Below are 22,689 nucleotides of genomic sequence, written 5' to 3' on the forward strand. Positions count from 1 at the left end.
CTTATGGGTCTATCCTAGGGCCTCCACTTGAATAACTCAAATTGATATTTCTTATCCATTAGATTCCAGTTAGGAATAGCAGTATAGTCAAAGCACCTCTTTAGCGCGCCATGGTGAATGTGATGGATCTAGCCAACTTGCAAACTTTTATAGCCATTGCCGAGCAGCGCAGTTTCTCTCTGGCGGGCGAACGCTTGCATGTTACGCAACCGGCCATTAGCAAGCGCATTGCCAGCTTAGAAGAGCAATTGGGCATTCGCTTATTTGACCGCATCGGCCGTGAAACCCGCTTAACTGAAGCAGGCCGAGCATTACTGCCGCGCGCTTATCGCATCGTCAATGAGCTGGATGATGCCCGCCGCGCCCTAAACAACCTAAGCGGCACAGTGAGCGGTCGTTTAAGTGTAGCCACCAGTCACCATATTGGTTTGCGCCGTTTACCACCGGTACTGCGCGCTTTTACCAAGCGCTACCCTGAGGTTATGCTTGATATTCGCTTTCTGGACTCGGAAGTGGCCTATGCCGATGTTTTGCATGGGCGTTGTGAGCTGGCGATCATAACCCTTTCACCGCACTGTGAAGCGCCATTGCAAGCAGTAAAAGTATGGCAGGACGATTTAGACTTCGTCGTTGCCCCTGATCATCCGCTGGCGCAGCGTAAGCGCATTCGCCTGGCGGATCTATGTGCTTACCCCGCTGTGTTTCCCGGCAGCCACACCTTCACCCGCAAGATCGCCTTGCAGCTGTTTGATCAAGCGGGCTTAACTCCTGAAATCAGCATGAGCACCAACTATATGGAAACCATCAAAATGATGGTATCGATTGGCTTAGCCTGGAGTGTGCTGCCACACAGTATGCTCGATGAATCTGTGCTGCGCTTGCCCATTAGCGATGCTCATCTCAGTCGCGATCTGGGCTACATCATCCACACCGAACGCACTTTATCCAATGCAGCACAAGCTTTTATGCAAATGCTAACCGATGACAGTATAGAGCTGGCGGACAGCCCAACCACCTAAGCTGGTTGCTGGCTAAGCTCTACGGCGGCAAAGGTGTCGGCAGCAAAACCGAACAGACGGTCAATTTCAGCGCAGTCAGTCACTTTACGCAACTGAGTAAATAACTGTTGCGCCTCGGGGTAGTTGCGTGTGAGTAACGCTAGCCATTGTTTAAGACGACCTGGGGCACTGCGTGGCGTCTGAAATAAGCGCACTTGACGCCAAAACTCATGCAGCATGGGCTGTAATTGCTGCCAAGTTTTCAGCTGGTAGGCAATGCCATCACGGGCGCAAGCAATTTGCTTAGCTAAATCCGGTCGTGAGACTAAGCCGCGACCCAGCATCACATGATCCACACCGCTGACTTCACGGCAGCGATACCAGTCTTCTAACGACCAAATATCGCCATTGGCAAACACTGGAATATGGACCACATCCTGTACTTTTGCCACCCACTCCCAGTGTGCTGGCGGCTTATAACCGTCAGTTTTAGTGCGCGCATGCACCACAATTTGCGCCGAGCCACCAGCAGCTAAAGCGCGCGCGGAGTCCATGGCACCATCGGGACTGTCATAGCCTAAACGCATTTTAGTCGTCAACGGGATGTGCGCGGGCATACCGGCACGCACTGCCTCAACTATTTTAAATAACACCTCGGGTTCACGCAGTAAAATTGCGCCACCATTGGAATTGTTGACTGTCTTCGCCGGGCAGCCAAAATTCAAATCAATTACCGGCGCACCCAGCTCGCAGGCTTTTGCCGCATTATCTGCCAAGGCCTGCGGATCAGATCCCAGTAGCTGCACCCGTAACGGCGTACCAACGGGGGTGGCTGCGCCCTGCTGCAACTCTGGAGCCAAACGCTGGTAACTGCGCGTAGGTAATAGCTGATCGGTAATGCGTACAAACTCAGTAACGCACCAGTCAATACCACCCTGCTCGGTCAACACATCACGCATAATGTGGTCAACCAACCCTTCCATCGGTGCTAAAGCAATTTGCACAATATCGAACTCACAGAAAACTAAAAATCAGCGTATCGCTGGGATAAAAAACCGTACAGCGCAGCAGTATAAGCATGCTCTGAGCACTGACAAAGCGGTATTTAAACTTTTCGGCTTAACCTAAGCAGGCGGCAGCATCACTGCACCATAGCCTTCAACAAAGGCGGGTGGCATCCGCTTGGGCCGACCGCTGGACAACTCAATGCAGACAAAAGTGGTTTTGGCACGCAGCAAGGTGGCTCCATCGGCAACGCGGCGCAATTGAAAATAGCGGTCCATACGAATGCGCTGATCGGAATGGGCAATCCAGGTGGCCATCTCTAGTTGCTCACCCTCATAGGCGCTGAGCAAGTAATCGATCTCATGACGCAACACCGCCATACCTCGGTCTAAGGCCTGATATTCTGCAAAGCCCAAGCCTAAGTCGATGGAGTGTTGCCAAGCACACTCCTCCATCCAGTGCACATAGACAGCATTATTAACATGGTCAAACTCATCAATATCAGCAGGCTTTGCGCACAGCGGTAAAATATACGGGGCTGGATAATCCCAACTCATGTTAAGGATTCCAAGTGGCCAGCCATCGCACAAGCCTCACGGGCCAACTGGGTAATTTGATCCCAAGCTTGCGCCTGTACCAAACTGGCTGGAGCAATCCATGTTCCACCACAGCACGCCACATTGGGCAAGCTTAAATAACTCAGTAAGTTGTCACGGGTGACGCCGCCCGTGGGGCAGAAACTGATGCCTGTAAATGGCCCCTTAAAACTATTGAGCATGCGCACGCTGGCTCCACCATTGGCTGGAAACAGCTTTAAAGAACGGTAGCCATATTCGAGCGCAGCCAGCACTTCAGAAGGCGTCATCACTGCGGGCAAGTATGGCAGCTCGGTTTCTTGCGCTGCTTGCGCCAAGCGCTCAGTAAAGCCTGGGCTGACCGCAAACTGCGCTCCAGCATCAATGGCCTGCGCAAACTGTTCGGCATGGATGACAGTGCCCGCACCGACAATCAAGTCGGGGACTTCTTGGCGAATAACTTTCAGCGCTTCCAGGGCTTGTGGGGTGCGTAAAGTAACCTCAATGACATTGAGTCCGCCAGCACACAAGGCCTGAGCCAAGCCAACTGCGCGCTCAACATCATCAATGACCAAGACCGGCAAGACCGGGTAGGCACGACGTAAGATATGTTCCATTGTTAACATGATTTAATCCTCTACTAGAAAGCTGGCACCCTGATCTGCAGGACCAACCCAGCGACGTTGTGCAGCAAATAGCTGCAAACCATAGCCCAAGGGCGCATTCGATGGTGCTTGAGCATCACTGCGCAGAGCCAACTCTTCAGGTTTTACATGTACATGAAAAAGATCTTGCTTAGCATCAATCTCAATAATATCGCCATCTTGCAGACGGCTAAGCACGCCACCTTTGGCCGCTTCTGGCGTGAGGTGGATAGCAGCTAATACCTTACCTGATGCACCGGACAAGCGGCCATCAGTAACTAATGCGACCTTTTGCCCATTGGCTTGCAAGTTAGCCAGTATCGGCATCAACTTATGCAGCTCAGGCATGCCATTGGCTGCCGGCCCTTGGAAACGTACGACCAAAACCAAATCACCGCTGAGTGTGCCTGAGTGATATGCCTGCAAAGCATCAGCCTCGCAGTCAAAAACCCGTGCTGGCGCGCTAATCGCCCAAAACTCTTCTTGCACTGCTGAGGTTTTTAAAACCGCGCGCCCTAAATTACCAGCCAACAGATGCAGTCCACTGTGGACGGCAAAAGGTGCATCGACCGGCCGCAAGATACTGGCTGCACGACTTTCCTTTGCGACATCGCGCCACTGCAGCTTAGTGTCTTGTAAATAAGGCTCGCGGGTATAAGCGTCTAATCCACGCCCTGCAGCAGTGTAGACATCCTGATGCATAAGTCCCGCCTCCAGCAATTGCTTAAACAGCCAAGCAACACCGCCAGCAGCATGAAACTGGTTTACATCAGCAACACCGTTGGGATACACGTGGGCTAGCAATGGCACCACTTGCGACAGCTGCGCCAAGTCTTCCCAACGTAATTCATAGCCTGCCGCGCGGGCAATTGCCGGCAAATGCAGGGTGTGGTTGGTCGAGCCACCACTGGCTAATAAGGCTACCGCACCATTGACCAAAGCTTTCGCATCAAGCTGTACAGCCAAGGGCAAAAAATGACTGCCGTGGCGAGTATTGTCCACCAGCATCTGTGCAGCAGCATCGGTTAAGGCGTGGCGCAAGTTCGATACTGGTGAGGCAAAAGCACTGCCCGGCACATGCAGCCCCATGGCTTCCATCAGCATTTGATTACTGTTAGCTGTGCCGTAAAAAGTACAGGTGCCTTCCTCATGGTAAGCCGCTAGTTCAGCTTCTAGCAGCTCATCACGACTGGCTTGACCTTGCGCATAGCGCTCACGAACAGCAGCTTTTTCTGGGTTAGATAAGCCTGAACTCATAGGGCCGGCAGGTACAAAAACTGCAGGCAAATGCCCAAAATGCAGTGCACCAATCAGCAGGCCAGGAACGATTTTATCGCAAACCCCTAAATACAACGCACCATCAAAGACGCCATGGCTAAGCCCTATAGCCGTTGCTTGGGCAATTAAATCGCGGGAAAACAACGACAGTTGCATCCCCGCTGTGCCTTGGGTGATCCCGTCACACATGGCCGGCACACCGGCGGCAAATTGGGCACTAGCGCCATGGCGATACAAAGCGCTTTTCAGCTGATCAGGATAGTGTTTAAGCGGCGCATGAGCCGACAGCATATCGTTATAGCTGGAAACAATAGCAATGTGCGCAGCACCGCCTTGACGCATGATCAGCCGCTGCTGATCGCTCTGTGCGGCCATTACATGGGCTAAGTTAGAGCAGCCATGGGCACTGTTTAACCCTTGCTCTGCTGCCTGCAGCGCATTGGCCACGTAGGCAGAGCGCTTAAGCTTTGAGCGCTCTTCTATTTGCTGGGTAATACGCTCAACAGTTGGCTGCATCATGCGAATTCCTTTCTGTTTGTGGCGCTATAGACTCCAAGGTCGGTCAGTTTATGGCGCCCAATAAATGTGTACTGGCAGCTGTGCATGCCAAAGTAAATGATAAATTGGTAAAGCCTGAGTGGTTGGATCATTTGCGAGCACACGGTCAATCATCTGCCGCTTACTCTCGCCAAAAATCAGGATACCCAACCACTGGGTTGCACACAGCATGGGCAGGTTTAAGGATAAACGCACTTTAGGCTGATCTGGCGCCAAGCCTACCAATGCCGCTGGTGCTGCATTGGGCTGAAGTGCCGACATCAAATTTGGCATCCCAGGAAACAACGAAGCAATATGACCGTCACCGCCCATTCCTAACAAAGTGGCGGCCAAGGGTAAATACTGCTGCATGCTTGCAGCCCACGCTGTAGCTGCAGCTTCAGCAGTATCGGCTAAACGCGGATCAATGATCCTGGCTTGCGGTAAAGCAGCTGCCAACATTTGTGCATTACTGTGCTGGCTAGCGGCAGCCACCCAGCGCTCATCCGTGGGGCTGATAATGAGCTGCGACCACGGCAAATCTTGCTGGTTAAACCGCTGCAACAAACCCTCAGGCGTGCTGCCGCCGGGCAGTAATAAACTGGCTTGTTGTTGCGTCGCAAGAGCCTGCTTCAGGCAGGATGCCAACTGTTCAGTTAACGCCTGGTTACATGCCTGCTGGCTAGCAAACGTATGCAATTGAGCCTGTGACATTGACACCTCCAAAAGCTATTAAGCCTGAGCCAAAGTTATTTTTTGCGCAGTGGCGCGTGTCCGTCGCTGCTCACCACAAAAGTACCTTCTGGCTGGCGGCGCTTACTGGGTTTTTTAGTTACTTTTGCTGCGTTTTTTTTCTGTGCGGATTTTTTCTTTTTAGTGCCTGCAGCTTTGCCTGAGGCTTTAACATTTTTTGGCCCCTGATAGCTGCCTTTCAGCTCTTTGATCACTCGACGCTCAAAGGTTTGCTTGAGGTAGCGCTCTACACTGGACATCAAGTTCCAGTCATTGTGGCAAATCAGACTGATCGCTAAACCTTCTTCTCCGGCACGTCCGGTGCGACCAATACGGTGCAAATACTCATCACCAGAGCGCGGCATATCAAAGTTAATCACTAAGTCTAAGCCATCAATATCTAAACCACGGGCAGCCACATCAGTCGCAACTAAAACCCGTGACGTACCCTGACTAAAGAGTTCCAGTGCACGCTTACGGTCTTTTTGATCTTTATCCCCATGCAGTACAAACGCATTAATGTCTTGCGCAACTAAGCGGCCATATAAACGATCGGCTTGCACACGGGTATTGGTAAAAACTAAAGCCTTGCGGAACGGCTCATTGGTCAGCAGCCAGTGGGTTAAACGCTCTTTATGGGGTACATCGTCTGCAGTTATGATTTGCTGACGAGTACTTTCGTTCATTTCGGCAATCTGGTTAACCATTAAATGCAAAGGATTATCCAGAACATTATTGACCATTTCCCGTAACGCATTACCGCCCGTGGTGGCAGAAAACAATAGCGTTTGCTGACGGGCTGAGCACTCCGCAACAAGGCGCTGCATATCCTCAGCAAACCCCATATCCAACATGCGATCTGCTTCATCAAGGACCAACACTTCAACCTGATCCAATTTTAAATGACCGGCATTTAGGTGCTCAATTAAACGACCGGGCGTCGCAATCAGTACGTCTGGATCTTTACGCAGCAAAGCGCCCTGCTCTTTAAAGTCTTCGCCGCCGGTAATGATTCCAGATTTAAGGAAAGTGAACTGCGAAAAACGTTCCACTTCCGCTAAAGTTTGTCGTGCTAACTCGCGGGTCGGCAATAAAATCAAAGAGCGGATGGCCACCCGTGGTTTTGCCCCGGAAATAAAGCGGTTGAGCAACGGCAATACAAAAGCAGCCGTTTTACCGCTTCCTGTGCGTGCAATCACACGTAAATCACGGCCCTCTAAGGCCGCTGGAATAGCCGCGGCCTGAACAGGCGTTGGCTCAGTGAAATTCAATTCAGCCAGCGCTTTTAAGAGACGCTCATGCAGGGCAAGTTCAGAAAACACGGTATACCTCAAGATCATTGATCATAATAAATAACGCCCTTTGCACACGCTCAAGGCCATCTGCTGCGCATTGTACTTCAGTTTAAGCGTCGGGATTGCTTAAGCAGTACGCGCGCGCTATCAAACACCACTAACACCACCGCAATCCAAATGGGAATATAGGTCAGCCACTCGCCAGATTCGATAATCTCACCCACCCAAAAAACACTCACAAAAAATAATAAGACGGGTTCAATATAGCTCAAAATACCCAGCAAACCTAAGGGCAATAAGTGGCTGGCACCTAACATTGCAGCAAAGGCCATCGCACTAATCAGTCCTAAGCCGGGTAACAAATACCACAACTGCGGCGCAATCGAAAAAGCATCCGCCGGAGCGTAGTTAACGATTAAGTAAATCGCCACCGGAGCCAATAACAACATTTCCAAAAACAAACCACTAAAGGAGTCAAAGCCCATCCAGCGGCGCAACATAAAATAAGGTGGGTAGCCGACAGCACACAAAAATGTAACCCAAGACAGCCCACCAACTACCCACAACTCATGGATAATACCTACCGCCGCAAAACACACGGCGATACGCTGCAAACGGCGTAAATACTCACTATAAAAAACCCGCCCGACCAACACTAATGACAACGGCATTAAGAAGTAACCCATGGTTAAATCCAGCATTTGCTCATTGATCGGCGCCCAAACAAAGATCAACCATTGCACGCCCAATAATGCTGCGGTCAAAAGCAATGCCAAAATCAGTATTGGCTCACGCACTAAGCGCAGCAACGCCTCTTTAAGCATAGAAATACGACCAGCGACAATCAATAACACAAACACTGCCGGCAAAGACCATAAAATGCGCTGCGCAAAAACTTGCACACCATCTAAAGGGCCAAGGTACAGAGCATAGCCTGGAATAACTGCGAATATGAGTGAGGCGAAAACAGACATCGCCACACCGCGACCTGACAAATGCATAGACAGCCTCTCGCTTTTAGGAAAATAACTGCGCCACACCACCTTATTACAGCGGCTGCAAGCATGCTACTTATTGAGAATAATCCACATATATACGGATTAGGTCACAGCGCGTGTATGTTTACACCCTGCGCAGAGCACCTCAATCTTTGCGATTAAAGGTTTTTACTTGTTGCTGAACCGCGGCCTTAGCTAGCATATAGGCCGATACTGGCGCACTCAACATTAAAAATAAGGTAATCAACAGTTCGTGCACATGCAGAGCTTCATCGCGAAAACTGAAGTACAGCATGGAAGCGATAAGTACGCAGCCAACACCTAAAGTCGTCGCTTTCGCTGGACCATGCAAACGCATAAAAAAATCCGGAAAGCGATGCAAGCCAATGGAGCCGACCAAGGCAAAAGCACTACCAATCAGTAAAAAAAACGCAACAGTATATTCAACCCAAACAGACATCAGCCCACCCTTGTTTATTCAATGATATCGCCACGCAATAAATACTTGCATAAAACCACTGTGCTAAAGAATCCAAACAAGGCAATGAGTAGTGCCGCCTCAAAGAACAGACGACTACTCAAGAGTATCCCGAACATCACCAATAGCGCCAAACCATTAATATAAAGCGTATCTAAGGCTAAAATACGGTCCACCGCATCTGGCCCACGCAGCAAGCGGAAAAAGTTTAGCGATAAGCTGATACCAAACATCAACATGCTTACATAGATTACTGTGGTTAGCATGCAAATATCTCCCGCAGCGGCTGCTCATAACGCTGTCTGATTTCGGCGATTAAGCCTTGCTCATCATCACTGTGCAACGCATGCACAACCAATACACTATCGCGTCGATTAACGCTCGCAGCCACGGTACCCGGCGCTAAAGAAATAGCACTGGCCAGCAAGTAAATAGCCAAATCATCTTCTAACTCATAGGGCACTTCGACCCAGCATGGTTGCAACTTACTCACCCGCCCCAAGGCTAAGCGTGCCACCTGAAAGTTAGCAACAACAATATCCACCAACATATGCTGGCTGAAAATAAACACATGCTTCCAGCTGCGAATGCGTGGCAAACGCGGCCACCAAGTGACTGTTAAGCGCGGAATTAATAGCCCCAGAAAGCCGCCCAGCAACCAGTGACCTACAGAGGTAAAATCATCCACCAACAACAGCCAAACCAACAATAGCCCTAAGCTACCGAGTGGGTGTGCTAACCATTTTTTTGAACGTGTCACATGGCCTCCTTAAGCTGCATCGCTTGCAAGTAGCTCGCTGCATCCAATACCTGCAACGCTGTTGCCTGGGTAAAGTTCACTAAAGGCTGAGCAAAGACCACCAATAGCGGGCTACTGCACAACAGCAGGGCCGTGACCGCAAAGGTAACCTTATCCAGAGGTTGCGCTTCGCTGGCGGTGGTGTGATGACGCCAAAACAGCATGCTACCCGCACGGCTTAAGCCAATCACGCCCACCAAACCTGAGACTAAAACCACCGTCCACAATTGCCAAGCCGTCTGCCCCGACACCGCCTGCAACAATAAAACCTTACCGAAAAACCCAGCAAAGGGTGGCAAGCCTGCAACTGCAATGGTCGCAAGAAAGAAGCAAGCACCAAGTAAGTTGGGGTTAAGTAGGCGCGGACCAACTTTAAAGTTATCGCCTAAATCACCGCGCTGCTTAGCAACAATACCCGCCAAGAGGAACAATCCTGCAATCACCCAAGTGCTTTGCACCAGGTAATACAAACTCGCAGCCAGCGTGGCTTCCGTACCCACGGCAATCCCCGCGAGCAAAGTCCCCACCGAAACCAAGACCAAATAAGCCAAGAGGCTACTCAGGCTATTGGCGGCAAAGGCACCCAGAATGGCTAAAACAATTGTTACCAGCGCCAACACCCACAAAACCCCGGTGCCCAGCCCGCTGGCACCACCAGCAGCGGCACCAAAAACTAAGGTGCTAAAGCGTAAAATCGCGTACAGCCCCACTTTAGTCATGATCGCAAACAATGCTGCAACTGGCGCCGTAGCACTGGCATAGGCCCGCGGCAACCAAAAGTACAATGGGAAAAACGCAGCCTTTAAGCCAAAGACCAGCATCAACAAAGCTCCAGCGGCTTCCAGCAAAAACAGCTGATCGCCTTCAGCTTGCGAGACAAAGAGTGCCAGATCGGTCATATTCAGCGTGCCGGCAACGCCATAAAACAGCCCCGCCGCGATCAAGAATAAACCTGAGCCTATCAAGTTCAAAATAACGTAATGCAGTGCCGAACGAATCCGTGCCACACCTAAACCGTGCAACAGCAAGGCATACGAAGCAATCAACAGGATCTCGAAAAACACAAACAGGTTAAACAAGTCGCCAGTTAAAAATGCACCGTTAATGCCTGCCAATTGAAACTGCAAGAGTGCATGAAAATAACTGCCACGTTGATCCTCACCACGGCTAGCGTAGAGCACCACAAACACAGCCAGCACTGCGGTAACCATCAGCATTAATGCGCTTAAACGGTCCAGCAGCAAAACAATACCGAACGGTGCCGACCAGTTACCCAAGCCATACACAAGAATCTCGCCCTGTGCAGCCAGAGGCAGTAAATATAAGCTACACAGCAGTAATAACAGGATACTGCTGATACTGATTAAGCGCACCATAGCCATTGAACCGCGCGCAGCCATCATCAGTAATGCGCCGCAAACCAATGGCAGCAATACGGGTACCAATAATAAATTATTCATCGTGTAGCTCCGACACGTTTTTTATTGGCTCGATTGGATTTACGCCGTGGTTTATTTTCTTTTTTGGGTTTTTCGACGCCATCCACATGGTCATTACCCAGCTCAGTATGTGCACGTAACGCCAAGATCAAGACAAAAGCAGTCATGGCAAACCCAATCACAATAGCAGTTAGCACCAAGGCCTGCGGCACTGGGTCGGTGTAATTGGTGGCGTCACTGAGCACTGCGGGCTTCCCTGTATGCAAGCGACCCATAACGAATAAGAACAAGTTAACCGCATAGGAAAACAAGGTTAACCCCAAGGCAACACTAAAGGTGCGCGCCCGTAAAATTAAGTACACACCACTAAAGGTCAAGACGCCGATAGCGATTGCCACTAATAACTCCATTACTGCTCCTCCGGCAATTTAACCGTGTGACCAATACGGCCCAGGCCACTTAAAATCAGCAGCGTGCCGCCCACCACGGTTAAATACACCCCTAAATCAAATATCATCGCCGAAGCAATTTCGATCTCACCAATCACCGGTAAATTGATATGGGCAAAGGCTGAGGTTAAGAATGGGTAACCCAGCGGCAAGCTGGCCAGTCCCGTCGCTGTAGCGATTAATACCCCTGCCGCTGCCAAGTTAGGTAAGCGGACCCTCATACGGGTTTGTACCCAGCGCTGACCATAAGCCACCTGCAATAAAATCAAAGCTACTGCGGTGATTAAGCCGGCAATAAAGCCGCCGCCCGGCTCATTGTGACCACGCAAGAAAATATACATCGAGACCAGCAACGCCAAAGGCAGAATCAAGCGTGCAAGCATGCCCAAAACCATAGGATAGGCTTCAGCTGACCAAGCCCGCCCTTCAGTATCAACCCGCGCTCGCGGCAATTTCAGCCCTTGCAGCAAAGCTACAGTGGCAATTGCTGTAATCGCCAACACGCTAATTTCGCCTAAAGTATCAAAACCACGGAAGTCCACCAAGATAACGTTCACCACGTTGGTACCGCCACCGCCAGTCAGGCTGTTAGCCAGGAAGAAGTCAGCAATACTGGTGTACGGACGCGTCAGCACCGCAAAGGTTAAGACCGTCATTAGCACGCCACAGCAGGCAGCAATAATAACATCACGCAAACTCCCTAAGCTGCTGGCCTCTCGTGCCGCTTGCGCTGGTAAAAAGTACACCACCAGCAGCATCAATAAGATGGTGACTACCTCAACCACTAACTGAGTTAAAGCCAGATCCGGTGCTGAGAAGCGCGCAAACACCATAGCCACCACTAAGCCAACAACGCTAAGCATTAACAAAGCCGTCAGACGCTGACGATGAAACCCCATGGTTAATAGCGCACTGCAGACCATCACCAGCAAACCCAAAGCAGTCAAGGGATCAACTGGAGTTAAGGCCAACTCTCCTGTGACCTGTGACAGCGGCGTCAGCCAGACCGTTAACATGACAATCACTGCAATCAACAAGAAACTGATATAGCGCTGCAGCGAGCCATTTTCTAGATAGGATAAAGAGCGCGAAACAAAACCGTATAAAAAGCGCACGGTATTTTCAAACACATAGCGTCCATTGATATCGGGCAAACCGTCATACCAGCGGAACAAGAAAGCCCGCTGCGAATAAATCCCTAAACCACCCAGCAAAGCAATGAAACTCATCAACAGGGGCATATTAAAGCCATGCCAAATAGCTAAGTCATAATGCGGTAAAGCGTGACCTAAACTGGCTTGCGCCGCCACAGCCAGCAGCGGCCCAATGGACAACGCCGGTACGATACCCACCAATAAGCAGCAGAACACCAAAACTTCCACTGGTATTTTCATATAGCGCGGCGGCTCATGGGGTGGAAACTTGGGCAAATTAATCGGTGTGCCATTAAAGAACACATCATGGATAAAGCGCAGCGAGTAAGCCACGGAAAAGGCCCCAGCAATAGTGGCCATGGTTGGCAGTAACCAACTAAAACTACCCAGCAAATCCTGATGCAAGGTTTCTGAGAAGAACATTTCCTTACTGATAAAGCCATTGAGTAGCGGTACCCCAGCCATTGCCGACGACGCCACCATCGCCAGCACCGCAGTGTGCGGCATATACTTCCACAAACCGTTCAGTCGCCGCATATCACGGGTACCGGTCTCATGATCAATGATCCCTGCCGCCATAAACAACGAAGCTTTAAAAGTTGCGTGGTTAATAATGTGGAAAATTGCGGCCACTGGAGCTAAATCCGAGTTTAAACCGAACAGTAAAGTGATTAAACCCAGCTGACTGATGGTGGAATACGCCAGCAAGCCTTTAAGGTCATACTGAAACAAGGCTGTAACCGCGCCCACTAACAATGTGGTCAGTCCGGTGAAGGTGACCAAATAGAACCACCAATCGGTACCAGACAATAAAGGGTACAAGCGGGCCAACAAGAACACCCCGGCCTTAACCATGGTTGCCGAGTGCAAATAAGCAGACACTGGAGTGGGCGCCGACATGGCATGTGGCAGCCAAAAATGGAAAGGAAACTGTGCTGACTTAGTAAAGACGCCCAGCAATACCAACACTAAAGCGACCGGGTATAACGCACTGGCGCGCAGGGTATCGCCAGCGGCCAAAACTTCCGTCAGCTCATAGCTACCAACCACATGGCCAATCACCAACACCCCTGCCAATAACGCTAAGCCGCCGCCACCGGTGACCGCTAAAGCCATGCGCGCGCCTTGACGAGCCGCGGTTTGCTGATTCCAAAAACCAATGAGTAAAAACGAAGAAAGACTGGTCAGCTCCCAGAACATGACCATGAGCAATAGGTTGCTGGCCATCACTAAGCCCAGCATTGAGCCCATAAACAGTAAAAGACTGGCAAAGAAGCGTGCGACGCGCTCATTTTCTGAGAGGTAATAGCGGGCATAGAGAATGACCAGTAAGCCAATCCCTAAAATTAAAATAGCAAAGAGGAAACTTAAGCCATCTAACCGAAAACTTAAGTTAAGCCCAAGCTGCGTAACCCAGGCATATTTAACACTGATGACCTCGCCAGCTAAGACCTGTGAGGTCTGACTCAGAAGCAAACCCAAACACAGCATAGGTACGATTGCTGCAGCTAAGGCTATCCAGGTGCGTCCGCGTTGTCCGGCAAAAAACGGCATTATTGCGGCAAAAAACGGCGTAAAAACCAATGTTAACAAAATCACAACAGCCTCCATGTTGTTCTGCCGGACGAACAGGAGACACCCAGCGTATTACTAAAAAACGGATTATCCAACACAAACGCAATCTTGTCTGTAAGTAATATATTACCAAATTAGACAAGCAAGCTTTAACTGCAGATTGCGATGCTCGGCCATACACACATTAAAACGCCCTGAGCACAATAACTGGCACTCAGGGCGTATTTAACAGCAGTGACTTATTGCAGTTTAAGGTGCTACGCGGCTCTGGCCATTGACACTGGTAATGCGCACGCGTTGACCAATGCGGAACACTTGGTTAGGTTCGACTGCTTGCACATAAGCACGTAGTGCACCGTCATCTTCACGGACAGTAATTTCTACACCCTGTGTGCGTGTAAGACCTTCTTCAGCAGCAGCACCGGCTAAACCACCGGCTACCGCACCAATTACAGCTGCCACAGCACTGCCACGACCACCACCAATGGTGCTACCAGCAATACCACCAACCGCAGCACCGGCACCGGCACCAATTGGCGTTTTTGTACCTTCAATACGTACTGGACGCAGTGACTCAATGGTCCCCATACGAATGGTTTGTACTTTGCGCGCATCAGCGCGTGAGTAAGTGTCACCGGTTAAGCTTGATGCACAACCAGTTAACAGCAGGGTAAATGCTGTAAAAGCTGCCGCAAAAACAATAGACTTACGCATTAGAAACGCTCCTTAATACAAATATACATACACGATAACTATATTCTTTAAATCTTACCAGCAACTTCGAGGATGCCATGGATTATTTCATTGTCGCTATCGCTACACTTTCAGGACTCTATTTTCACTGGTGGCTGTATGTGAACATTAAGCGCTGGATCAATCGTGACCTGGCTTTATCCATGGCACCCAATGATGCGCAAAAGCAAGCGTATATGCTGCAAAAGCTGGCTGAAGCCAAAACACTAAAGGTTAAAAAAGCACAGCTGCAAGGCTGGCTAGAAAGTGCAGCTGCGCAATATCAGCCCGAATCGCAACAGCCTGAAGCGCCCACAGCACCCTAACTAGGGCGCTAAGCGCTCCCTACGCCACTGCCCATCAGACTGTAACTGATAGTTCAAGCGGTCATGTAGACGGCAAGTGCGCCCTTGCCAAAACTCGATACGCTGCGGCAATAAACGATAGCCACCCCAATGTTCTGGGCGTGGCGGTTGTTCATTGCCCGCATAACGCTGCTCAACCATTGCTAGGGCTTCCTCCAGCGCGTCACGGCCGCTTAGCGGCTGACTTTGCTCAGATGCCCAGGCACCTAAACGGCTCCCCAGAGGTCGCACATTATAATATGCATCTGACTCAGCAGCGCTGACCCGCTCAACAGCTCCCTCGATGCGCACTTGACGCTCTAACGCCGGCCAAAAAAAAGTCATGGCAGCAACAGGTTGCGCCTGCAATTGCTGCCCCTTAGCACTGTCGTAGTTGCTGTAAAAAACAAAACCGCGCGCATCCAAACCTTTTAGCAGAAGCACTCGGCAATGAGGCTGCCCGGCGCTATCGACTGTGGCCAGCATCATAGAGTTAGGCTCAACTGGCGGCTGCTCAGTAACAATTGCATTGGCAAACCACTGCTCAAATAAAGCCAACGGCTCCAGTGGCGCATGCTCTTCCAATAATCCATCACGGGTGTAATTGCGGCGCATATTCGCCAGCTGCTCGGTACTCATCAATGCGACCTTTTATTAAATATTAAGCAGGCAAATTCTCACTGCTAGCCATTTTCAATCGTAACTTAGCGGTTTGAAGCAAGCTGACGCATATGCACGGGATGGTATTCAGCCATAAGCCCTTGCATCTCTGTGCTGTGGGTAATAATGATTTCTACACGATTATTTTGACCATGACCTAAAGAGTAGGAATTGCCCATGCCCAGGTGCATCATGCGGCCATGCTTGAAACCACTGAGGCGGAAAATAGAAGCCACTGCTTTAGCACGGTCGGCACTTAACTCATGATTTGATCGTGTATTGCCGGCAAAGTCTGAATGCCCTAACACCAGCACTGCTGAATCTGGGTTGCTCTGCAAAGTTTTGGCTATTTGTGTGATGGGTCTAAGCACATGAGGCATCAGCAGGCCTGGACGGTCGGGATTGAACGACTCACTTGCTGGCGCAGTAACAATCCACTTACCTTTTTCGCTACGCAGAGTAAAAGGAGATCCCTTGATTGACTCGCGCAACTCCCCTTCTTTATCAGCAACCCACTGATTTGATACAGGACTTTTCTTTATATAGACAACAGGCTGTGCCTCTTTACTGGTGGAGCATGCAGCTACTGCCGAACAGGTTAATATTAAAGCCAATTGCTGAAATTTACGTTTCATAATGTATAAACTCTTGGTACAAAAAAAAGAGCCTCAAGCTCAAAAATAAAGCTGTGTATAGTGTACGAGCAGCGTACAGCATTGTCACGATTGACCGTGACCATACTTCAAGCAACTAATGCACAGCACCCTAAACTAGCGGAGCTAACAGCCGTTCAACTTACTCAAAGCTATGATTATTGTGACTCAACTGTCAACAACTGCAGCCGACACCCTCTTTATAAACGCCGAACGGTTGGTAAACTCCACAGTTACACGTAGAATATGCCAAATGTTTGACGACAATCTATTGACGCCCCGTGCGACAGCCTTGGTAATGTGTAGAACTTTTTTGCAGCGCAGCATTTACGCTACAGCACGACTCTATACAAAACCCATTACAACATTAAGTATTAACGGTTAAATTTATGAGCCTTAAAAAGAACGTTGCATACTCCAGCCGCACTGCTGACAAATTTGTTGTGCGCTTGCCGGAAGGAATGCGTGACCGAATCGCTGAAGTCGCTCGCGCTCAACATCGCAGCATGAACTCTGAAATCATTGCGCGCCTAGAAAGCAGCCTGCAACAAGACGGCGAGTTAGCCCATAGCGATGGCTTGAGCTTAGACAGCCCTGAACTTTCTCAGTACGAGCGCGAGCTATTGATGCGCTTCAGACAATTAGCCCAACGCCAACAAAATGCCTTACTCGCCTTAATCGCCAATGACATCCAAGATTAAACCTCTCCATCTACAGCCATAGCGGCATGGGCAAGCCTTTGCCAACCTAGGGCTCTCGCTTGCCCATGCCGCTAGCCTATACCGCTATACAGTCACACCTTAGTCATACCATTGTCACATTACTGTCTTATTGTATTTACATCTTTTCAGTCAGGTGTAAATACATGCGACTTAGCCAACTCACCCTACGCTTTACCTTCCCACTAATTATTGGCTTAGTGGGCCTAGTTTTTAGCAGTTTAAGCGCAGCGCAAAAGCCTCACACATTAAACATTTACGGTTCCAACACCATCGGTAGCCAACTCGCTCCGGCTTTAGCGCAAAGCTTTTTAGAGCACCGCGGCCTAACTCGCATCAAGCGGCAAAGTGATGCAAATACACAACAGCACAGCTTCACTGCAGGTACACAAGCAGAACCAACAAGCCTGCAGATTCATATTCACAGCCAAGGTAGCAGCACGGGTTTTACTGCTCTACACCACGGCAATGGCGATATAGCTGCTGCCTCTAGACCCATCAAAACACAAGAAGCTCATCAACTCTCAACGCTCGGCGATATGCGCAGCAGTCATGCTGAGCACGTCATAGCAATTGATGGTATCGCCATCATTGTCCATCCCGACAATCCAGTTGCAACACTCGACCTAACTGAGCTTGCGGCTGTTTTTTCTGGTGAAATAAGTAACTGGGAGAGTCTTGGCGGCAATCCAGGCCAAATTAACCTATACGCCCGCGATAATAAGTCAGGCACTTGGGAGACCTTTAAAGAACTGGTTCTAACCCCTGCAGAGCACTCCTTAGCCAATAGCGCTAAACGCTTTGAGTCTAGTTATGCTCTTTCTGAGTCAGTCAGCCAAGACCCCAACGGCATCGGCTTTATCGGCTTGCCCTACGTCCTCAATGCCAAAGCTCTGGCCATTTCTGCCGGTGGTGCACTGGCTATGTTCCCAACAGCAGGGCTTATAGCAACTGAAGACTACCCTTTGTCACGCCGCTTATATTTATACAGCGCTGAGCACAACAGTAACCCGCTAGCGCAAGCGTTCCTAGACTTCACCCACAGCGCCGCTGGGCAAAAACAAGTAGAAAACAATGGTTTTATCAGCCAAGAGGTTAGCGCCATGTCGGTAGCCAGCGTGGTAGATATGCCGCCGCGCTATCAAGAGCTGGCGCAACATGCGCAACGCCTTTCGGTCAATTTCCGCTTCAAGGAAGGCAGCGCTCAACTTGATAATAAAGCAGCGCGAGATATTGATAGAGTGCTGGCTTATTTACGCAACAATAACAAAACCGACAAAAAACTAGTTCTCGTGGGCTTTGGTGATGAGAAATCTGACCCAGAGCGAGCACTGTTACTCTCCAAGCTACGCGCCATGGCCGTGCGCCGGGAATTACGCCAGCCCGACATTACCTTCAAGGAAGTACTGGGTATTGGTGATGTAATGCCAGTTGCAAGCAACAAAGCAGACCACGGCAGACTGAAAAACCGCCGCGTAGAACTGTGGGTATATTAAATTAACAGCTTGAATTTAAAGCGCTCTAGATGCCACTTTTAGCAACTAAACAATAAATTTAACGTTTTTGTTAGCGAGTTCTCTACGCTTCTGTAAAAAATCATGCTACTTTGCAGCCCTTACCCACTCTGGAGCGTTACTTATGGCCCTTAGCAAAGATCAACTGATCAATGAAATTGCCGAATCAACTGATTCTACTAAAACACATATTCGTGACGTACTTGACCAGTTGAGTCAAGTTGTCAATGATGCACTGGACGCCGATGGCGAGATTACTTTACCAGGCATCGGCAAACTGAAAGTTACCGAGCGCGCAGCACGTACTGGCCGCAACCCACAAACTGGCGAAGCCATTCAAATTGCCGCTAAAAAAGTTATCAAGTTGGTTCCGGCTAAAGCTCTAGTTGATAGCATCAACAGCTAAGACGACTACAGAGCAAGCACAAAAAAGGGAAGCAGCTGCTTCCCTTTTTTATTAACTCAACACTTAGGCTGGGTTAATTGGGTTCTCTGGATACCAAACATCTTGCAGTGGGCTAACTGCAAACGAGCTTAACTCTTTACGCTCTTTGAGCCATGCTTCAACTTCAGCACGCTGCTCTTCAGTCACTGAGCCACGCTTGCCTGAACACACTACAGCAAACTCCTCACCACCAATCAACGCCATACCTTTGCCTTCAATAGCGTCGACGACTAAGTCAGCAAAAAATGCTTCAATTGCGGCATCTTCAGTGTCGTCTGGGTAGCTTAACTGCAACTCAAAGCCCAACTCCTGAAACTCATCAACACATAATTTTTTACGCAAGCGACGCGAACGATTTTTAGCCATGACTTACCCTCCAATAATAGGCGAAGAATCTTAACAGCTTTACGCAACAAAAAGGCTGCCGATAAACATTTTTCACCAAGCCCTGCTTTCCTTTCAGTGAATAGCGCATAATAGTTAGCATAATTCTTATTCATCGGCTGTATTTTCAAAGGTACCTGTATCGTGCTGAGATCTTTTTTACGTCGCCTGCGCAAGCATTACCAACCAGCAAATAGCATTTTTTTTACCCAGCCCGCACTGCGCAGCAGTCTTTCTGTGCTCTGTTTATCAATAGCTATCAGTCCTGTGGCTGCGCTGGGGCAAACCTTATCATCCGGCAATATTGATAAAGCTTTAAAAGCTAACAAAATCAATAGCGAAGCGCTTTCTGCAGTGACTATCCCCTTAAGTGGCCCGGGGAAAAGCTCTTATATGAATGCTGACCTACAGATCAATCCAGCCTCTACTATGAAACTGGTCACCACCTATGCGGCGCTGGAATTATTAGGCCCAGCATTCCAGTGGAAAACTGAGTTTTTTACCGACGGCACTTTGCGTGACGGTGTTCTCAACGGAAACCTCTACCTAAAAGGTGGTGGTGATCCAAAACTCAATATGGAGCGTTTATGGCTGTTATTGAGGGATCTACGCGCAAACGGTGTACGCCACATTTCCGGGGACTTAATTCTTGATCGCAGCCACTTTGCGCCGCCGCCCCTTAGTGTTTTCGATGATGACAGCAACGATCAAAGCAAACCTTTCCTGGTTGAACCCGACTCATTGCTGGTGAACTTTAAGTCACAGCGCTTTATTGTGCGTGGCGAAGAAAGTGGCGCTCAGGTGGTGATGGAGCCTCCCATTGGCAGCATTGAAATCATCAACAACGTCAAACTGAAAAATGCCAAAAACTGCAACAGCCCCGTAATTAACTATGTGCCAAAAGATGATGGCCATACTTTGACGCTGACTGTTAACGGCCATATTGCCCCAGGCTGCAGCACCCAAAACTACTTAGCCTTCCTTGATCACCCGCGTTATGCCGCTGGTGTAGTACGCAGTATTTGGCAGGAGATGGGTGGTACTATTTTAGGCAATGACATGCTCGGCGAAACACCAAAAGATGCCCGCTTGTTGGTCCGCGCTTATTCACCTGACCTCACCGAGGTTATCCGCGATATTAATAAGTACAGTAACAACACCATGGCTAAGCAGCTGTTTCTGAGCATTGGTGCACGCTACCGTACTGCTGCTGATAGCGATGATGCCGCAGCAGCACGCCGTGTCATTAATAATCTATTGAGTAAAAATAAAATCTCGCCCACCGGCTTTTTTATTGAAAACGGCTCGGGCTTATCACGTCAAGAGCGCATTACTGCCCGCCAGTTGGGTTTAATGCTAGAAGCCGCTTGGAAAAGTCCTTACGCGGCAGAGTTTATTTCGTCCCTGCCTATCGTAGCGATGGATGGCACCATGCGTCGCCGCTTACGCAACACTCAGTTAGTCGGGCAAGCACACATTAAAACTGGCACCCTAAAGAACGTCCGCGCTATTGCTGGATTTAGCCGCGATGTCAATGGCGATGCTTGGGCCGTAGTGGCCATCATCAACCACGCCCAACCTTGGGGTGCTTCAGCCATTCTGGATCAAGTATTGCTAGATGTTTACCGCCAACCGAAAACTAAGTAATTGGCCGTAACAACTCAAGCGCTGGGTGCTGCCTTACAGTAGCCAGCGCTAATCCTTGCCACCCATACCAGCACAATAAGAAAACCATACGGCCACCAGCAGTATTTGAGCGCTACAATTGTCTGACAAAACCACCTCCCCTGACTGATAAAGCTTTTTTATTCACAAAAAGATCACTTAACACAATAAGCCTCTTAATTAGCCGCTTACTAGGATTGGTTCTTACAGCAAAGCTTGTTACCGTTGCGCAGTTTTGTATTCCTTGGAGCACTCACATGCGTTTCCCTTTTTTACGTACATCCCTCGCCGTTGGCTTATCTTTAGCCAGCAGCAGCCTATTGGCTAACGGTCTTGCCTTAAACGAACAAAGCGCCAGCGGTGCCGGTACTGCCTACGCCGGTCGTGCCTCTTCAGCCCTGGACGCCAGCACCATTTACGGTAACCCAGCAGGCTTATCAAAAATCCACGGCAAGCAAGTCAGCGGTGGTTTTGCCATGGTTAAAGCCAACGTGGATATCAGCAAGGTTCGTACTGATGCGCCAGGCAGCAGCAAAGGCGATATGGTGCCGAGGGCTTATGTACCTTTTGCTTTCTATGCCATGCCCCTTAATGAAAAGTGGAACTTTGGCTTAGGCATGTATGTACCATTTGGTGTCATCAGTGATTATGAAAAAAGCTTCCAAGGCAGCAGCCACGGCCTGTATAGCAAAGTTGCAGTGATGAGTATCCAGCCGACTTTCAGCTATAAAGTAACTGATCGAGTTGCGGTGGGCTTTGGTCCAACCTTCAACAAAATTGACGGTAAACTGACTAACACCTTGCAGACCAGAGGCATGAATCCGAACGGTCAAGATGCACGCATTAGCATCAAAGGGGACGACACAGCCCTAGGCTATAACTTAGGGCTGATGGTGGACTTAAGCGAGCAAACGACTTGGGGCATCACTTACCACTCCAAAGTGGATTACACCCTCAAGGGCCACACTAAAATTCGCAACATACCTAACCTCCCTATACCTGAGCTCCAGGGCGCTAACGGCAAGCACAAAGCCTCTTTGGCTTTCACCACCCCTGAATCCGTTGATACCTCAATCAGCCATAAACTTGATGATCAATGGACCTTGCACGGTGGTTTAACTTGGACACGCTGGAGTCGCTTAGAGTCTATTAAAGCAAAAAACAAGGGCGTGCAAGCCACTCGTTTCAGAACCATTGAAGAAGACCTCAAATGGCACAACACTTGGTCCTATTCCATTGGCGCCAGCTACCAAGTTAACCCTGAGTGGGTTCTGCGCACTGGTTTTGCCTTAGACCAATCACCGACCACCAACGAGCACCGTAATGTGCGCATCCCTGTCGGTCACCGTAAAATTCTTACCTTTGGTGCCGGCTGGAAAGCCAGCGACAGCCTAACTGTAGACCTCGCCTATGCCTATATTCGTGAGAATCAAGCAGGGGTAAATCAGGAGGAAGGTGCATTCCGCCCAGCCTACAGCGCTAAATACCGCAACAGCGCCCACGGTTTTACCAGCCAAGCTACTTGGAACTTTTAAAAGCGTAAGCTAGGTTCTTTACCTGAGCCTTTCCAGGCCGCAAATGCTAAGCCTACTTTAGACGCTGGATAGATCAGCAGAT

The 22,689-nt window shown here is 49.6% G+C and carries 24 protein-coding genes; 7 read left to right on the forward strand and 17 right to left on the reverse strand.

What is annotated here, in order from left to right; genetic code table 11:
• The first annotated feature begins 122 nt into the window (after positions 1-122).
• The gene (locus O6P33_RS09120) at positions 123-1,019 is read left to right on the forward strand and encodes a LysR family transcriptional regulator (RefSeq protein ID WP_269817474.1); all 897 of its coding nucleotides are present in this window, start codon (positions 123-125) and stop codon (positions 1,017-1,019) included.
• Here the strand turns inward: O6P33_RS09120 and O6P33_RS09125 are convergent.
• The 14 genes from O6P33_RS09125 to O6P33_RS09190 form a co-directional block, all read right to left on the reverse strand.
• The gene (locus tag O6P33_RS09125; protein ID WP_269817475.1) at positions 1,016-2,002 is read right to left on the reverse strand and encodes a tRNA dihydrouridine synthase; all 987 of its coding nucleotides are present in this window, start codon (positions 2,000-2,002) and stop codon (positions 1,016-1,018) included. The two genes, O6P33_RS09120 and O6P33_RS09125, sit on opposite strands and share 4 nt — an antisense overlap.
• A 120-nt stretch (positions 2,003-2,122) precedes the next feature.
• On the reverse strand, positions 2,123-2,560 hold the full coding sequence (locus O6P33_RS09130; RefSeq protein ID WP_269817476.1) for an acyl-CoA thioesterase: 438 nt from the start codon (positions 2,558-2,560) through the stop codon (positions 2,123-2,125).
• Entirely contained in the window at positions 2,557-3,204 is a 648-nt protein-coding gene (locus tag O6P33_RS09135) for a bifunctional 4-hydroxy-2-oxoglutarate aldolase/2-dehydro-3-deoxy-phosphogluconate aldolase (protein ID WP_420094939.1), read from the reverse strand. Before O6P33_RS09135 ends, O6P33_RS09130 begins: the two co-directional genes overlap by 4 nt.
• A gap of 3 nt (positions 3,205-3,207) precedes the next feature.
• Positions 3,208-5,016 (reverse strand): phosphogluconate dehydratase, encoded by a 1,809-nt coding sequence (gene edd, locus O6P33_RS09140; RefSeq protein ID WP_420094990.1) that lies wholly within the window; start codon positions 5,014-5,016, stop codon positions 3,208-3,210.
• Positions 5,017-5,067: 51 nt separating this feature from the next.
• Positions 5,068-5,751: a 6-phosphogluconolactonase gene (pgl, locus tag O6P33_RS09145; protein WP_269817478.1), complete on the reverse strand. Its 684-nt coding sequence runs from the start codon at positions 5,749-5,751 to the stop codon at positions 5,068-5,070.
• A 35-nt stretch (positions 5,752-5,786) separates the two neighbouring features.
• Complete coding sequence (locus O6P33_RS09150) at positions 5,787-7,091, reverse strand: DEAD/DEAH box helicase (protein ID WP_269817479.1); 1,305 nt, start codon at positions 7,089-7,091, stop codon at positions 5,787-5,789.
• Positions 7,092-7,168: 77 nt separating this feature from the next.
• Complete coding sequence (gene rarD, locus O6P33_RS09155) at positions 7,169-8,065, reverse strand: EamA family transporter RarD (RefSeq protein ID WP_269817480.1); 897 nt, start codon at positions 8,063-8,065, stop codon at positions 7,169-7,171.
• Positions 8,066-8,207: 142 nt separating this feature from the next.
• On the reverse strand, positions 8,208-8,522 hold the full coding sequence (locus O6P33_RS09160) for a Na+/H+ antiporter subunit G (protein WP_269817481.1): 315 nt from the start codon (positions 8,520-8,522) through the stop codon (positions 8,208-8,210).
• 14 nt (positions 8,523-8,536) lie between these two features.
• On the reverse strand, positions 8,537-8,806 hold the full coding sequence (locus O6P33_RS09165) for a K+/H+ antiporter subunit F (protein ID WP_269817482.1): 270 nt from the start codon (positions 8,804-8,806) through the stop codon (positions 8,537-8,539).
• Positions 8,800-9,300: a Na+/H+ antiporter subunit E gene (locus tag O6P33_RS09170; protein ID WP_269817483.1), complete on the reverse strand. Its 501-nt coding sequence runs from the start codon at positions 9,298-9,300 to the stop codon at positions 8,800-8,802. Before O6P33_RS09170 ends, O6P33_RS09165 begins: the two co-directional genes overlap by 7 nt.
• A complete protein-coding gene (locus O6P33_RS09175) occupies positions 9,297-10,799 on the reverse strand; it encodes a monovalent cation/H+ antiporter subunit D (RefSeq protein WP_269817484.1) in 1,503 nt (500 codons plus the stop codon). Before O6P33_RS09175 ends, O6P33_RS09170 begins: the two co-directional genes overlap by 4 nt.
• Positions 10,796-11,188: a Na+/H+ antiporter subunit C gene (locus O6P33_RS09180; protein ID WP_269817485.1), complete on the reverse strand. Its 393-nt coding sequence runs from the start codon at positions 11,186-11,188 to the stop codon at positions 10,796-10,798. The genes O6P33_RS09175 and O6P33_RS09180 overlap by 4 nt, the downstream gene beginning before the upstream one ends.
• A complete protein-coding gene (locus O6P33_RS09185) occupies positions 11,188-13,980 on the reverse strand; it encodes a monovalent cation/H+ antiporter subunit A (protein ID WP_269817486.1) in 2,793 nt (930 codons plus the stop codon). Before O6P33_RS09185 ends, O6P33_RS09180 begins: the two co-directional genes overlap by 1 nt.
• 225 nt (positions 13,981-14,205) lie before the next feature.
• On the reverse strand, positions 14,206-14,670 hold the full coding sequence (locus O6P33_RS09190) for a glycine zipper 2TM domain-containing protein (RefSeq protein WP_269817487.1): 465 nt from the start codon (positions 14,668-14,670) through the stop codon (positions 14,206-14,208).
• A gap of 77 nt (positions 14,671-14,747) precedes the next feature.
• Here O6P33_RS09190 and O6P33_RS09195 point away from each other — a divergent pair, with 77 nt between their 5' ends.
• Complete coding sequence (locus O6P33_RS09195; RefSeq protein WP_269817488.1) at positions 14,748-15,014, forward strand: hypothetical protein; 267 nt, start codon at positions 14,748-14,750, stop codon at positions 15,012-15,014.
• On the opposite strand, the gene pdxH is transcribed toward O6P33_RS09195, so the two are convergent.
• Both pdxH and O6P33_RS09205 read right to left on the reverse strand, forming a co-directional pair.
• On the reverse strand, positions 15,015-15,671 hold the full coding sequence (gene pdxH / locus O6P33_RS09200) for a pyridoxamine 5'-phosphate oxidase (protein ID WP_269817489.1): 657 nt from the start codon (positions 15,669-15,671) through the stop codon (positions 15,015-15,017).
• Positions 15,672-15,736: 65 nt separating this feature from the next.
• Positions 15,737-16,327, reverse strand: coding sequence for an OmpA family protein (locus O6P33_RS09205; RefSeq protein ID WP_269817490.1), 591 nt, complete (start codon positions 16,325-16,327; stop codon positions 15,737-15,739).
• Positions 16,328-16,734: 407 nt separating this feature from the next.
• Here O6P33_RS09205 and O6P33_RS09210 point away from each other — a divergent pair, with 407 nt between their 5' ends.
• From O6P33_RS09210 to O6P33_RS09220, 3 genes are all read left to right on the forward strand, one after another.
• Entirely contained in the window at positions 16,735-17,046 is a 312-nt protein-coding gene (locus O6P33_RS09210; protein ID WP_269817491.1) for an Arc family DNA-binding protein, read from the forward strand.
• Between the two features lie 164 nt (positions 17,047-17,210).
• Positions 17,211-18,560, forward strand: a complete 1,350-nt coding sequence (locus O6P33_RS09215) for a phosphate ABC transporter substrate-binding/OmpA family protein (protein WP_269817492.1) — start codon at positions 17,211-17,213, stop codon at positions 18,558-18,560.
• A gap of 142 nt (positions 18,561-18,702) precedes the next feature.
• Entirely contained in the window at positions 18,703-18,984 is a 282-nt protein-coding gene (locus tag O6P33_RS09220; RefSeq protein ID WP_269817493.1) for an HU family DNA-binding protein, read from the forward strand.
• Between the two features lie 63 nt (positions 18,985-19,047).
• Here the strand turns inward: O6P33_RS09220 and O6P33_RS09225 are convergent, their stop codons facing one another.
• On the reverse strand, positions 19,048-19,389 hold the full coding sequence (locus O6P33_RS09225) for a YggL family protein (protein ID WP_269817494.1): 342 nt from the start codon (positions 19,387-19,389) through the stop codon (positions 19,048-19,050).
• A 237-nt stretch (positions 19,390-19,626) separates the two neighbouring features.
• Here O6P33_RS09225 and dacB point away from each other — a divergent pair, with 237 nt between their 5' ends.
• Positions 19,627-21,054 carry a D-alanyl-D-alanine carboxypeptidase/D-alanyl-D-alanine endopeptidase gene (gene dacB, locus O6P33_RS09230; RefSeq protein WP_420094991.1) on the forward strand — a complete coding sequence of 476 codons (1,428 nt, stop codon included), beginning with the start codon at positions 19,627-19,629 and terminating at the stop codon, positions 21,052-21,054.
• A gap of 275 nt (positions 21,055-21,329) precedes the next feature.
• Complete coding sequence (locus O6P33_RS09235; protein WP_269817495.1) at positions 21,330-22,607, forward strand: outer membrane protein transport protein; 1,278 nt, start codon at positions 21,330-21,332, stop codon at positions 22,605-22,607.
• Positions 22,608-22,689: the final 82 nt, after the last annotated feature.

The organism is Denitrificimonas caeni, from assembly GCF_027498055.1.
Classification (GTDB): Bacteria; Pseudomonadota; Gammaproteobacteria; order Pseudomonadales; family Pseudomonadaceae; genus Denitrificimonas.